The 14747-nt window shown below is 27.3% G+C and carries 12 protein-coding genes; all 12 read right to left on the bottom strand.

The genetic code is table 11. From position 1 onward, the window contains the following. Positions 1 to 294 precede the first annotated feature (294 nt). The 12 genes from IMK15_RS05275 to IMK15_RS05215 all read right to left on the bottom strand — a co-directional run bounded on the left by IMK15_RS05275 (position 295) and on the right by IMK15_RS05215 (position 14747). Complete coding sequence (locus tag IMK15_RS05275; protein WP_046328357.1) at positions 295 to 1842, bottom strand: ABC transporter ATP-binding protein; 1548 nt, start codon at positions 1840 to 1842, stop codon at positions 295 to 297. Then, the gene (locus IMK15_RS05270; RefSeq protein WP_192942149.1) at positions 1817 to 3373 is read right to left on the bottom strand and encodes an ABC transporter ATP-binding protein; all 1557 of its coding nucleotides are present in this window, start codon (positions 3371 to 3373) and stop codon (positions 1817 to 1819) included. The genes IMK15_RS05275 and IMK15_RS05270 overlap by 26 nt, the downstream gene beginning before the upstream one ends. Before the next feature lie 132 nt (positions 3374 to 3505). Continuing rightward, positions 3506 to 5998: an ATP-dependent Clp protease ATP-binding subunit gene (locus IMK15_RS05265; RefSeq protein ID WP_192942148.1), complete on the bottom strand. Its 2493-nt coding sequence runs from the start codon at positions 5996 to 5998 to the stop codon at positions 3506 to 3508. A gap of 449 nt (positions 5999 to 6447) precedes the next feature. Next, positions 6448 to 7077 (bottom strand): V-type ATP synthase subunit D, encoded by a 630-nt coding sequence (locus IMK15_RS05255; RefSeq protein WP_046328354.1) that lies wholly within the window; start codon positions 7075 to 7077, stop codon positions 6448 to 6450. A gap of 3 nt (positions 7078 to 7080) precedes the next feature. Then, positions 7081 to 8460, bottom strand: coding sequence for a V-type ATP synthase subunit B (locus IMK15_RS05250; RefSeq protein WP_046328353.1), 1380 nt, complete (start codon positions 8458 to 8460; stop codon positions 7081 to 7083). Then, positions 8457 to 10217, bottom strand: a complete 1761-nt coding sequence (locus IMK15_RS05245; protein ID WP_084710335.1) for a V-type ATP synthase subunit A — start codon at positions 10215 to 10217, stop codon at positions 8457 to 8459. Before IMK15_RS05245 ends, IMK15_RS05250 begins: the two co-directional genes overlap by 4 nt. Positions 10218 to 10227: 10 nt before the next feature. Continuing rightward, a complete protein-coding gene (locus IMK15_RS05240; RefSeq protein WP_046328352.1) occupies positions 10228 to 10557 on the bottom strand; it encodes a V-type ATP synthase subunit F in 330 nt (109 codons plus the stop codon). Further along, complete coding sequence (locus tag IMK15_RS05235; protein WP_192942147.1) at positions 10550 to 11458, bottom strand: V-type ATPase subunit; 909 nt, start codon at positions 11456 to 11458, stop codon at positions 10550 to 10552. The genes IMK15_RS05240 and IMK15_RS05235 overlap by 8 nt, the downstream gene beginning before the upstream one ends. A gap of 12 nt (positions 11459 to 11470) precedes the next feature. Next, entirely contained in the window at positions 11471 to 12013 is a 543-nt protein-coding gene (locus tag IMK15_RS05230; protein ID WP_046328350.1) for a V-type ATP synthase subunit E, read from the bottom strand. A 17-nt stretch (positions 12014 to 12030) separates the two neighbouring features. After that, a complete protein-coding gene (locus tag IMK15_RS05225; protein ID WP_046328349.1) occupies positions 12031 to 12489 on the bottom strand; it encodes a V-type ATP synthase subunit K in 459 nt (152 codons plus the stop codon). Positions 12490 to 12506: 17 nt separating this feature from the next. Continuing rightward, entirely contained in the window at positions 12507 to 14429 is a 1923-nt protein-coding gene (locus tag IMK15_RS05220) for a V-type ATP synthase subunit I (RefSeq protein WP_192942146.1), read from the bottom strand. A gap of 9 nt (positions 14430 to 14438) precedes the next feature. Then, positions 14439 to 14747, bottom strand: a complete 309-nt coding sequence (locus IMK15_RS05215) for a hypothetical protein (RefSeq protein ID WP_192942145.1) — start codon at positions 14745 to 14747, stop codon at positions 14439 to 14441.

The following is a 14747-nucleotide window of genomic DNA, read 5'->3' as shown; positions in this document are numbered from 1 at the left end:
ATTAACTCCTGCTTCTTACAGAAATCAATCCTTATTAGTAAGTTAAATTATTTGTCCAACTTTTTGGGGTCAGTACATTCTCGCCATTTTTTATTTCACAATCCAAATAGTATTTAATATAGCAGCTATTACTGTGTTTGGTTTAAGTAGTGGTATAAAAAATTGATAAGCTTGAACCAAATCCTAAATACATAAATATTAAACCTACTATATTTAACATATGTTCTTTACCAAATAGTGAAATCAATGGTATCGTAACTGCTTGGAAAGGTATAAGTATTGCAGAATTGTATTTTACTTTAATGCTATCACATTATATTTTAATTTTTCATCTAAATGATGTGTTACTTCAATAATAGTTTTATTTGTTGTAGATAAATAATTATTAATAATATCTCTATTTTTTACATCAATATTTGCTAAAGCTTCATCTAAAATCAATATATCCTTATCATCATATATCAACCTTGCTAATTTTACTCTAGCAATTTCTCCTGTTGACAACTTATCATTAGATAAAATATCATAGGTACTTAAATGAGTTAAATTTAAAAGATTTAATATCTTATCAATCTTTTGTTTATTATATTGCTTAAACAACGATATATTTTCATATATATTTCCTAACAATATATTTTTATCATCATTAACATAGTCAATTTCATTATATACATTTTTCATATCTATATTTTTAATATTTATACCATTTACTAAAATATTACCATCATATTTTTCAAAACCTAATATTGTTCTTATTAATGTAGTTTTACCACTACCAGATTCTCCAACAATACTATATTTATTACTTTTTTGAAATGATGTTGTTAATGGTTTAAGTTTATTAGCAACTGATACATTTTCCATACTAATACTATTTATCTTATCTATTTTTATTCTATTTTCAGTTTCTTCTAAAACTTCTAGATCAAATTTATCGAATATAGATTTACCAACCTTTATTCTTCCAACAATTCCTGATAAAGTTAAAAATGAATTTAAAAAATTATTATATATACTTACAATTCCAAAAAATGTACCAAAGCTAACCTTACCTAAATATATTAGGATACATATAACAGCACTGATTAAAAATTTTGATAATACACTAAATAAATTCATAATACTTTCATATATATCATTTTCTTTAAAATTTAATATTGTTGCTTCTTTTAATTTTAAATTTTCTTTTCTAATTAGGTTGATAAACTTACTTCTTTTATTATTATATATAAAATATATCATACCTAATAAAAAATTCTTTATTTTAAATAAATGCTTTTCTTGAGAATCATTTAATTTTTTTTGAACAATTTTTAATCTTTTAACAAAAATTTTAGGAATAGCTAAAGATACTATAGATAGTGCAATAACTAAAACCATAATATATTTATTTATATATAATATTGATATCATAGAGAATATTAGCATTGATATACATGCATATAGATTGAATAAATTTGTAATATACAAATTTATTATGCTTTCCACATCATTAAATATCCATGACAAATATTTATTTGTATCAATTGAACTTGTTTTTTGCTTTGAAATTTTATTAATTAAAACCCTTATTATCTCTATTTTATTTCTTTCTTTTACAACAACTGAACTGTATTCAATTAGTGATTTAAGGCATACAAGTAATATATACAGTATTGATACTGTTATCATTGCAAAAATTGCAAATTTAACCTTTTTTTGTATTATATAATCTAATACTTTAATTAAAGATAGTGGTATTAATGCATTAATCAATGATAGTATGACGTATAAGATTGAGATTAAAAAATTCTTTAATCTTAGTTTTTTTATATATTCATTTTGAAACAATATGTCTTTCATATTTACCACCTCTTTTTAGTAAAAGTACTTCATCAAAATTTTTTATAAATTTCTCATCATAATAGTGTGTTATAAATATTATTGTTTTATTTAAATTCAAGAACATATTTTCTATTCTTTCTCTATTATTTTTATCTAAATTTGATGTCGCTTCATCTAATATGATAATAGGTTTATCCATATATAAGACTCTTGCTAAATTTATTCTTTGTTTTTGTCCTAAAGATACACCATTTTCAGTAAGTTCTTCACTTCTATTCTCTAAATTTAAATTTTCTAATATATTATTAACCTTATTTTTATTTATTTCATCATCAAACATACTAATATTATTATCTATAGTAGAATAAAAAATAAAGTTATCTGCATTCATATATTCAATATTTTTATATATCGAATATTTATTTATGCCCTCTAATTTATGATTATTAATATATATATCACCTGTATAATCTTCAATATTTTTTAATATTAAATTCATTAAAGTTGATTTACCACAGCCTGATTCTCCTATAATCAAATATTTTTTATTCTTTTCAAAGGTATAATTGAAGTTATTATATACATCCTTAAAAAATATATTCTTAAATTCTATTGTATCTATATCAGATAAAACAACTTCTCCTTGTTTTTCACTAATAAGTTCTTCATCATATCTTTTAAGTACTTCTTTAGATTTTTTTATTGAAACATAGTTTTGAATAATTAGATTAAAGGTATTAGTTAAATATCCTGAAAAGCTACCTATGACACTATATGCTCCTAAACTTATTTTACCTTTATAAATATAGTAAATTGCAAGTATTATATTTATAGTTTGAATCAGTATCAAAAGTATATTTTTTTGTGTTAAAAAAATATATAATGGCTTTATAACTTTCTTCATTTTACCTAGAAATACTTCATTGTATTCCACATTTTTTTCTTTAAAGATTTTCATATCTCCTGAAAACCAAAAAGTAAATATATTATCAAATAAATTAGTTATAAATTTTGTCTTATTTTCAGATAGTTTTGAAATATCACTATTTACATTACTATAATTTTTAGACTTGCTGCTTGTATATATGGTAATTAATAATGTTCCTAATATATTTACGATAAAAAATGCAACTCCAAAATATATCAATCCTAGTAGATATATAACTATTTCAAAAATTAAAAAGAATATTTCTATTTTTGGTTTAAAATATTCATATTTTAAAATGTTCATATCATTTATTATCCATGATATATATTTATCTCTATACTTAAATTTATCATTAGATTGTTTTGTTATTTTATCAATAAGTGTATCTATTAAATTTAATTTCCTTTCTTCTAAATGTTTTTCCATAAAAAGTTCAGAAAGATATCCAAAGATAACATCAATAATATATAGTATAAATTGAATTACTATAAAAAAACATATTGATTTTATATCTTTTAAAAATAGGCTATTTACAATAAACATTGGTGCTATTAAAGTACATATAAATATTACTTTTTTTATAAACAATACAACGTACAACAAAAATTCTTTAAGCTTCATTTTCTACCTCTTTTATTTTCTATTGATTAGTTTATTATACTCTTATTTACTTTTTATGTAAACATTTTTCTTTTTTTATTTATATTTACAAAAAAACGTGTACAGATACATCCATACACATTTTTAACGTTTTTACTTAACAATATATTCCAACTTATTATCCTTAACACCAATAACAACTGTTGAATTATTAGGTATTCTGTTTTCCAATAACATCTTTGATAAATCAGTTTCTATATTACGTTGTACATATCTTCTAATTGGTCTTGCACCATATTCTTTGTCATAAGAATTATCTACAATATATTCTATAGCATTCTTATCTGCTTTAATTGTAATAAATTTATCAATTAATAATTTATTCAATTCATTAATTTCTTTTTCAACAATCTTAGCAACATTATCTTTAGTTAAACTATTAAATACTGTAATTTCATCAACCCTGTTTAAAAATTCTGGTTTGAAGTAATGTTTCAAATCTTCTTCTTTTAAGTTAGATGTCATTATTATTATAGTATTTTTAAAGTTTACAACTTTACCCTTATTATCAGTCAATCTACCATCATCTAACACTTGTAATAATAGGTTAAATACTTCTGGGTGAGCTTTTTCTATTTCATCAAATAGTATTACTGAATATGGTTTTCTTCTAACAGCTTCTGTTAATTGTCCACCTTCTTCATATCCAACATAACCAGGAGCAGCACCTATTAATCTTGATGTACTAAATTTATCCATGTATTCACTCATATCAATTCTTATCATATTGCTTTCATCATCAAATAGATTGTATGCTAATGTCTTAGCAAGATATGTCTTACCTACACCTGTTGGTCCTAAGAAGATAAATGAACCTATTGGACGATTAGGATCTTTTAATCCAGCACGTGATCTTAAAATTGTTTCATAAACTTTTCTAACTGTTTCGTCTTGTCCTACTACTCTTTCTTTTATCTTTTCATCAAGATTCAATAATTTTTCTTTTTCACCTTGCATAAGTTTTGTAACTGGTATATGTGTCCATGCAGCTATAACTTCTGCTATTTCATCTTCTGTTATCTTTTGACTTACCATTTTTTGTTCATTCTTGTTCTTCAAAGCTTCCAATTTTTCTTTTATTTGTGGTATTATTTGATATTTTAATTGCCCTGCTTTTTCATAGTCTATATTTCTTGTACTATATTCATCTAAGTCAAGTTTTGCTTTTTCTAATTCACCTTGTAATTTCTTAATTTCTACTACTTTATTCTTTTCTTTTTCCCATTGAGCTAACATTTCTTTTTGAGTAGCTTTCTTTTCTTCAAGATCTTTTTCAAGGTCTTCTAATCTTTTCTTACTAGCTTCATCATCTTCTTTCTTTAAGGCTTGTCTTTCAATTTCTAATTGTGTTACTTGACGAATTAATTCATCTAATTCTGTTGGCATAGAATTTATTTCTGTTTTTAACTTAGCACAAGCTTCATCTAATAGGTCTATTGCCTTATCTGGTAAGAATCTATCTGAAATATATCTACTAGAAAGCTTTGCAGCTTCTACTAATGCATTATCTGTTATTCTTACACCATGGAATTGTTCAAATTTTTCTTTTAAACCACGGAGTATAGAAATTGTTTCTTCAACTGTTGGTTCTTCAACTAATACTGGTTGGAATCTTCTTTCTAGTGCTGCATCTTTTTCAATATACTTTCTATATTCATCTAATGTTGTAGCACCTATAACCTTTATTTCACCCCTTGCAAGCATAGGCTTTAGAAGATTTGAAGCATCCATGCTTCCTTCACTAGAACCAGCTCCTACTATATTATGCACTTCGTCTATAAATAGTATAATTTGACCTTTTGATTGTTCCAATGTATTTATTATTGCTTTTAATCTTTCTTCAAATTCACCCCTATACTTAGCACCTGAAATTAATGCACCCATATCTAGGCTGAATATCTTTTTATCCTTTAATGTTTCTGGAACATCACCTTTTACTATTCTCCATGCAATCCCTTCAACTATTGCTGTTTTACCTACACCAGGTTCACCAATTAATACTGGGTTATTCTTATTTCTTCTTGATAATATTTGAACTGATCTACGTATTTCATCATCACGTCCAATAATAGGGTCTATCTTACCTTGTTTTACAAGTTCTACTAAATCTTTACCATACTTTTCTAGTACTTCATATGTATTTTCTGGATTTTCACTCATAACCTTTTGTCCTCCTCTAACTTTTTCTAGGATATTAACAAACTTTTGTCTATCCACACCTAGTTCTTTTAATATTTTTGTATTATCCATTATAGATAAGAATAAATGTTCCACACTTATATACTGGTCTCCCATTTTTTCCATATATCTTTGTGCATCGACTATAACATTAGATAATTCTTGGCTTACACTTAAATTACCCCCTGTTACCTTTGCAAATTTATCTATCCTATTCATTAATTCTTTTTGTAATTTATTTACATCATAACCTATTCTTTCTAATATATTAGGTATTAAGCCTTGTGGTTGTCCAATTAATGCTAATAGTAAATGTTCTACCTTATACTCTGAATTAGAATACTTCTTAGCAAAATTTTGACCTTCTGACAACGCCAATGTAGCTTTTTCCGTATATTTATTATCCATATATATCACTCCTTTTTTTATTAGCACTCAACATCTTTATCTGCTAACAATTGTATGTTAGCACCTTTTATTTGTTTTGTCAAATGTTTTTTAAAAAAATTTTTTAAAAAAATTATAGCCAAATACTTGAATGAAAAACAGCCAAATACTGGAATGAAAAATAAAAAAATATTTATATAGGAATTGGACCACAAGATCTATTAGATGACTTAAATACTATGGGATTTTTATTTAAAAATTTATGTATTAGAGATTTAAGAATATATGCAGACTTTTTAGATGGGACTATTTATCATTATAGAGATAGATACAACACGTATGAAAAAACCATCTTTCCTACTAATACTATGTGCAACAGCACCTTATGCCTACAAGAGAAAAGATGGAATATATGTTGTGCCTATTACAAAACTTAAACCATAAAAAAAGAAGCATCTCTGCTCCTTTTTTTAATTTATTCCAGCCTTCATTAACCGTATAGTACTTGCTCTATCATTTTCATCTAACTTCATACGTATAAACTTGATTGTTTCTTCTAATTGAGGTATAGTCATATATTCTAGTGCATTTACTCTTCTTCTTGTCTTTTCAATTTCATCTGCCATTAATTGACAAGATTTTTCTAATTCACTTAATCTTATTAAATCTGGCATTATACTATTCAATTCATAAACTGCATCATCTAATTCTGCTGATGTACTACCATATGAATATGGATATATATCAGTTAAATCTGGATTACTCAAATTTTCATCTAGTGATAAAACTGGAATTCTAACACTCATAACATTTTTCTTTGATACGTCTATTTTAAATTCCATCTTAGGCATACAAACTGCTTCATTAAATGATTCATCAGTCATTATTGCCCTAGCTAAAAGGAAGTTCTTTAAAGCTTTTTCAACTTTTTTTTCTGTTTTAGATCTTGCTTCCTTATTCTTTTTTATCATTTCAATAAAAATTCTCATAAGTTCATCTTGTTTATCTTTTAATAATTTATGCCCTTTTATAGCAGTGACCAGTTTAATTTTAAGCTTACTTAATTCCATTCTTGTTGGATTAACATTTAGCTTTGCCATTAACTAATCCTCCTTTTTATCAAGATATTTTTCAAGATATTTATCTCTAATTCTCTTTAATTCTGTTCTAGGTAATATTCTTAATAGTTTCCATCCTAAATTTAATGTTTGTTCTATAGTTCTATTTTCTTCAAATCCTTGACCTACATATTCTTCTTCAAATCTTTCAGCAAACTTTGCGAATAATTTATCTGTATCTGATAATGCAGATTCCCCTAATATTACTGCTAATTCCTTAGCTTCCTTACCTGTTGCATAAGCAGCAAACAATTGGTTCATAGTGTCTGCATGGTCTTCTCTTGTTTTACCGTCCCCTATTCCTTTATCTTTAAGTCTTGATAATGATGGCAATACATCAATAGGTGGCATAATATTCTTCTTGTATAATTCTCTACTTAAGATTATTTGCCCTTCTGTTATATATCCTGTTAAGTCAGGAATTGGATGTGTTTTGTCATCTTCTGGCATTGTTAGTATAGGTATTTGTGTTATTGAACCTGGTCTACCTTTAATTTTACCAGCTCTTTCATAAAGTGTTGATAAATCGGTATATAGATATCCTGGATATCCACGTCTACCTGGTACTTCTTTTCTGGCTGCTGATATTTCTCTTAAAGCTTCACAATAATTTGTTAAGTCTGTTATTATTGTTAAAACATGCATACCTTTTTCAAATGCTAGGTATTCAGCACAAGTTAGTGCCATTCTTGGTGTTGCAATACGTTCAACTGCTGGGTCATTTGCAAGGTTTATGAATAATACTGCTCTATCTATAGATCCTGTCTTTTTGAAGTCGTCTATAAAGAATTCAGCTTCTTCATAAGTTATACCAACTGCAGCAAATACAACGGCGAACTTTTCTCCACTTCCTAATACTTTTGCTTGTCTTGCTATTTGTGCTGCAAGTTCTGCATGTGGTAATCCACTTCCAGAGAATATTGGTAATTTTTGTCCACGAACTAGTGTATTTAATCCATCAATAGCTGAAACTCCTGTTTGTATAAATTCTGATGGATAGTCTCTCGATACTGGATTTATTGCCATACCATTAATATCTAATTTCTTTTCTGGTATTATCTTTGGACCTCCATCCATTTCTTTTCCTAATCCATTAAATACTCTACCTATCATATCTTCTGAAACTCTTAAAGTTAATGGTTTTGCCAAAAATCTAACTTTTGAATTTTTCATATTAATTCCTGCTGCTGATTCAAATAGTTGTACAACTGCCTTATCTCCATCAATTTCTAAGACTTTACCCATTCTGTGTTCACCAGTTTGTGTTTCTATTTCAACTAATTCTTCGTATTTTACACCTTCTACACCAGTAACAGTCATCAAAGGACCAACAATTTCTTTAATTGTTTGATACTCTTTTATCATAATACTTCCTCCTTAACTGCACTAATTAAACCTTCAATTTCTTTAGGTATTGATTTAATAATATCATCTAACTTAGATATTTCTTTTTCATCTACATATTTTGCTCTTGCTATTTTTTCTCTTATAGGTAAATTTAATAGATTTCCAAGATATACTCCATTTTTTAGAGCTTTTACTGATTCGTTATAGTAATCTAGAACCATAGTTAACATCTTATCTTGTTTATCTAATGATGTAAATGTATCTTGTTCATGGAAGGCATTTTGTTGTAAGAAGTCTTCTCTTATACTCTTAGCAGCTTCTAATTTCAATTGATCTTCTTGTGATAATGTATCTTTACCTACCAATCTAACAACTTCTTGTAAATTTGATTCTTCTTGTAATAGTTTCATAGCTTGTTTTCTTCTCTTAGAGAAAGTACTAGAAACATTTTGATCCATCCATTCGTCTACTTTTGTTTGGTATAGAGAATATGAATTTAACCAGTTTATAGCTGGGAAGTGTCTTCTATATGCTAATGTTGAATCTAGTCCCCAGAATACCTTAACTATTCTAAGTGTTGCTTGTGATACTGGTTCTGATATATCTCCACCTGGAGGTGAAACAGCACCTATAACTGTTAATGCTCCTATTCTATCTCCTTCACCAAAGCATACTACTTTTCCTGCTCTTTCATAGAATTCTGCTGCTCTTGATGAAAGATATGCTGGATATCCTTCGTCCCCTGGCATTTCTTCTAGACGACCTGACATTTCTCTTAATGCTTCTGCCCATCTTGATGTTGAATCTGCCATTATTGAAACTGAATATCCCATGTCTCTATAATATTCACCTATTGTTATACCAGTATATATTGAAGCTTCACGGGCTGCAACTGGCATATTTGAAGTATTTGCAATTAAGACTGTTCTTTTCATAAGTGATTGTCCAGTCTTAGGGTCTATAATTTCTGGGAATTCCATTAAAACGTCTGTCATTTCATTTCCACGTTCACCACATCCGATATACACAACTATTTGTGCATCTCCCCATTTTGCAAATTGGTGTTGTACTACAGTCTTACCTGATCCAAATGGACCTGGTACACAGGCAGTTCCTCCTTTAGTTACTGGGAAGAATGTATCTATAACTCTTTGTCCTGTTATTAATGGTTCTGTAGGGTTTATCTTCTTCTTATATCTTCTTCCACGACGTACTGGCCATTTTTGTAACATACATATATTCTTTCCTGCGACTACAGCAACAGTTTCTTCTATTGTGAAGTCACCTTCTTTAATGTCTTCAACAATACCTTCAACTCCATATGGAACCATTATTTTATGTTCTATTACTTCAGTTTCTTGTACTACTCCTAAAATATCACCTGTACTTACCTTATCACCAACATTTTTTAATTTCTTAAATGTCCATTTCTTTTCTCTATTTAATGGCTTTACTTCTACACCTTTTTCTAAGAAGTCTCCAACTTGTTCTCTAATCATATCTAGTGGTCTTTGAATACCATCAAACATATTTTCTAATAATCCTGGTCCTAATTCAACACTTAAAGGTTCTCCTGTTGAAATTACAGGTTCTCCAGGTCCTATTCCAGCTGTTTCTTCATAGACTTGGATTGAAGCTCTATCGCCTCTCATTTCTATTATTTCACCTATAAGTTTCTTTTCCCCAACTTTAACAACGTCATACACATTTGCTTCGTCCATGTTTTCCGCTACAACTAAGGGTCCTGAAACTTTTACTATTTTACCGACTTTCAAAACTTTCCTCCTATAATATATTTGTACCTATTGCTTTTTCAATATTTTCATCAATTTTACTCATTCCAATATTTAAACTTCCTCTATTACTTGGAATCAATGTAATCATAGGTAGTGTTTGTCCTTTGTATCTATCAATTACATTTTTAGAATATTTTGCATATTCTTCAGTAATAAATATTATTCCATATCCCTTATATACTAGGTGTTCTATTACTTTTTTAATATTGTTAGCTAATTCTTCAGTATCTTCTGTAAAATCTACAGGATATATATCAACACCTAATACTTTAAAGGAAATTATTGAATCTTTGTCACCAATTACTGCTAATTTATACATAAATTTCCCTCAATCTTTCTTTTATTACCTCATTAGGTATCTTATTAATCTTACCTGTCATTATTAATCTAATAGCCTTCATTTCATATTCTTTTGCTAGTATATATGTTATTACTGGTTCTATACCATAATTGATATTTTTGTATTTTCTTATTAATTCAACAACCTTATTTTCCAATACCTTTTCTATAACTGATATCTTTTGATCTTTTTGGTATAAAGACCACATATTTTTATCATCGAAATATTTTTCCAATGATGCAATATAGTTTGAATCTTGTTCATATATTCTTAACAAGTCATCATCAAAAAATATACAGAACTTTGCATATTTATATGATCTTTTTTGATTTTTAAGTCTTAAAAAAGTTAATAAGTTATATGAATTAAGACTAAGTTTAAAGTATTCATTTAATATTTCAAGATCTAACTTCTTACAAAGCTTTTCTAATCTTTCAAAATACAATCTATCAAGTAGTATAACCGCAGCTTGTACATCTTTATTCTTTTCGTATTCTTTCATTGCTAAATCATATTCACCAAGGTATTCTTCATCAATTTCTTCTACACTTTCACCCTTTATCTTATTCTTCAAGGTTAATTTTAAATTTTGAAATATACCTTTTAGCTTAAATACTTTAACACAATCTTGACAATCTTTAGCTACATCAGTTGCAAACTTATACACTCTTTCTGATTCATTTTTCAAAATTTCTTCAAATGAATTATTATCGCTTACCCCTGCCATACTTTTACTATAGTCAGTTTCGCTTAATATTTTAAGTATATCTAATGCACTGTCTGCATCTATCATACGATTTAATTTTGCTTTATTTAGTAATTTTTTTTCTTTTACTTTTACTCTGGCTGCAGTTTGAACATAATTCATTCTGTCTATCATCAAAAACCCCCTCTAGAAAAATATATTTTCTTGTATTTGAGCTTCAATTTCATCTTTTTTAAGTTCAATTAAAGCCTCCAAAGTATAGTTTTCATAAATTCCATTTTTTTCAATTAAAAATCCTGTATCTATTTTATCACTTAATACATATTCTATTCCTAAATCCATTCCTTCATATTCTTTAGGTAATACTAATTTTTCATTTTCTTTTAAAGTTCTTCCACTTAATGTTTTAAGTATATATTCTTTCATTTTGTCTAAAGGAAGTCCTTTAATCTTTTTATACAATTCATCAAATATATAGCTTATTGATTCTTGTTTTGCTTTAAGTATAGTATTTCTACTTTTTAATGCAATACTAGATCTTACTCTATCTAATTCTGTTTTTTCTTTTGAGTCGTATTCTTTTTTTAATTCTTCTACAGCATCATTAGCTCTAATATTTGCTTTTACTAAAATATCTTCAGATTGGTTTTTAGCATCATTCAGAATGAAATTAGCCTTTTCGTTAGCTTCTTCTACTATTTTAGCTGTTATTCTTTCTAAATTTCCCATTTTACTTTCTCCTCCGATTATCTACTGATTAGTATGAATGAAATAACGAATGCTAATAGGGCATATATTTCAACCATAACTGCATAAACAACTCCCTTAATTTGTTGACTTTCATTTTTAATTAAGATTGTAATTCCTGCTACTGATACTTTTGCTTGTGCTATTGCTGAATAATATCCAACTATACCTACTGGTAAGCAAGCTACTAAGATTAAGAATCCTTGTAAAGTAGTTAATTCATTGCTTAATTTACCTAGTGCTAATAGTCCAATTGCAAATCCGTATAATCCTTGTGAACCTGGTAGTAATTGAAGTATTAATGATTTACCGAATTTTTCTGGTTCATCTATTACAACTGCTGAGGCAGCTTCCCCAACCATACCTACACCTTTAGCTGATCCCATACCAGCTAAAATTACTGATAATGCTATCCCTAACATTCCAAAAAATACACCTGTTTGTTTTAAAGCTTCCATATTTTACTTCCTCCTAATTATTTATCTTCTTTTATGTTAATATATTTTTCGTCTATTTTAAAATCTTTAAATTCTTTTCCTCCACCTTCGTAGAATTTTCCAAAGAATTCAACATATATTAGTCTTGCTGAATGCACATATGCACCTAATAGTGATAATAGTATGTTAAATGTTTGTCCAAACACAAAGATGATAATTACAAATATTATTGTAGCTGGTTTAAATCCTACCATCGCACAAATTTGGTTAACTGATAATGCTATAAATCCACCTGATAAACCTAGAGCCATTAAACGTGCATATGATATTAAGTCTCCCATATATCCAGATATTCCATATAATGAATAAATTCCAAGACCTATTCTTCCACCTATATTTTTAACTTCTCTACCTCCAGTTAGGATTATACCTATCATTGAAAGTATCATTATATATTTAATTACCTTCATAGCTATTGGGTTGAATCCCATATACTTTCCTAATAGTAGTAATATTACAGTAGTTAAAGTTAAATACCATAATCCTACATCATAAAAGGCATCTAAAGGTTTTCCATCTCTTATTTGCATATATGCTTTAGCACCAAGTCCAACAAATACATGAATTAAACCGATAACAATTGATAATTTCAATATTGTGTTATAGTCTGTTGTTGGATTAATTAAACCAGGTATACCTAGTGGCAAGCTAAAGTATGATCCATATATTGCTCCCCAAAGCATTATTGAAAATCCTAAGTAGAAGAAGAATTTAACATTCTTTCTCATTGCTTCCTTTAAGTTACAAGTTTTAAGAACTAAACCTGATAGTATTGTAACTAATAATCCGTATCCAAAGTCTGCTACCATCATACCAAAGAATAGCCAATAGAATGGTGCTACTAATGGAGTAGGATCTATTTCATTATAGCTTGGCATTGAATATGTTTTAACTAAACCTTCAAATGCATCTGAGAACTTACCGTTCTTTAATTTTATAGGTGCATCATTTGAAGTCTTAGCAACTTTTTCCATTGTTAGGTAATAGTAGTTACTACATACATCTTCAATTTGTTTTTTAAATTCATTTTCCTTTTCAGTTGGAATAAATCCTTCCAATACTACTAATTCATCAGTTTTTCCAAAGCCTTCACTCTTTATTTCTCTTAATTTTTCATTGCAATAGTATTCATAACATACTTCTAAATCTTCGATATCATCAGCATATTGTTTGAATTTTTCTACTATATCGTTGTTTAAATTAGTCTTTTCTTCGATTTCTTTATTAAACTCTTCGATATATTCACAAGGCTTCTTTTCTAAACTAAGACTTAGCTTATTGAAATTACTTTTTCTCAATATTTCTTTTACTAAATCTTTATTATTATTCTTTGAAACAATACAAACTAAGCTTTCCTTTACAGTCTTATTTATTACTTCGTAATATATTTCATCATTTTCTAAATTACTTAAATACTTTGTTGGTATCATACCTATATTACAAAATACTTGTTTTAAACTGTGTATTTCCTTATTAGATATATCTAATTCTAATAAAGGTGTATAATCTTGTATCTTTATTCTTGCATTTTCAATAGTCTTTAAATTTGCATCATAATCAAATTGTAATTTTGTTACTTCATCTACGACTTTTTTAAAGTCATGATTTTTAGTAAATTCTTTAAGTTCTGAATAAGTAAAAGTCTTTTGGCCGTCTTTTAGACTCTTTAGTGCTCCTTTTGCTTTTTCATACTTTCTTAATTTTTTTATTACTTGATCTAATTTAAAAATATTATCTTCAATTCCTTCTATATCACTTGAAAGAAAATTGTCATATCCAAATTCCTTTATATCACTTTGTCTAAAGTCTACTTCTCTGAAATTTTGTAATGAATTCAATATTTCTTTCTTGTCATGTTCAAATACTATTAAATTAAATCTACTCATGTTTAATATAGCCATTTTAACACCTTACTTTAACAATTCATCTAATATCTTATTTGCAACATCCGTTCCATTCTTTTTTGCACTATCTGTTATCTCTTTTGCTTTAGTTAAAGCATTTTCTATTTCTATGCTTAACTCATCTTTTAAATTTGAAACAGACTGATTCAATTTTTTTTCAAAATCTTCCTTATTCTTTTGTATAGTATCATCGTAGAGTTTTAAAGATTTCTTTTTGGCTTCAGAAAGTATTTCTTTTGCTTTTGTATTAGCATCATTAACAATGTTATTGGCATTTTCTTCTGCTTTCTTTATTTTTTCCATAGCCTCTTTCAC

It is taken from the genome of Sneathia sp. DSM 16631, assembly GCF_014892235.1.
Classification (GTDB): Bacteria; Fusobacteriota; Fusobacteriia; order Fusobacteriales; family Leptotrichiaceae; genus Sneathia; species Sneathia vaginalis.
This window is presented reverse-complemented; position numbering and strand designations above follow the sequence as displayed.

Bases quoted from the DNA above. Each gene is read 5' to 3' on its own strand.
- IMK15_RS05275 (WP_046328357.1), bottom strand. From the start codon at position 1,842: ATGAAAGACATATTGTTTCAAAATGAATATATAAAAAAACTAAGATTA.
- IMK15_RS05270 (WP_192942149.1), bottom strand. From the start codon at position 3,373: ATGAAGCTTAAAGAATTTTTGTTGTACGTTGTATTGTTTATAAAAAAA.
- IMK15_RS05265 (WP_192942148.1), bottom strand. From the start codon at position 5,998: ATGGATAATAAATATACGGAAAAAGCTACATTGGCGTTGTCAGAAGGT.
- IMK15_RS05255 (WP_046328354.1), bottom strand. From the start codon at position 7,077: ATGGCAAAGCTAAATGTTAATCCAACAAGAATGGAATTAAGTAAGCTT.
- IMK15_RS05250 (WP_046328353.1), bottom strand. From the start codon at position 8,460: ATGATAAAAGAGTATCAAACAATTAAAGAAATTGTTGGTCCTTTGATG.
- IMK15_RS05240 (WP_046328352.1), bottom strand. From the start codon at position 10,557: ATGTATAAATTAGCAGTAATTGGTGACAAAGATTCAATAATTTCCTTT.
- IMK15_RS05235 (WP_192942147.1), bottom strand. From the start codon at position 11,458: ATGATAGACAGAATGAATTATGTTCAAACTGCAGCCAGAGTAAAAGTA.
- IMK15_RS05230 (WP_046328350.1), bottom strand. From the start codon at position 12,013: ATGGGAAATTTAGAAAGAATAACAGCTAAAATAGTAGAAGAAGCTAAC.
- IMK15_RS05225 (WP_046328349.1), bottom strand. From the start codon at position 12,489: ATGGAAGCTTTAAAACAAACAGGTGTATTTTTTGGAATGTTAGGGATA.
- IMK15_RS05220 (WP_192942146.1), bottom strand. From the start codon at position 14,429: ATGGCTATATTAAACATGAGTAGATTTAATTTAATAGTATTTGAACAT.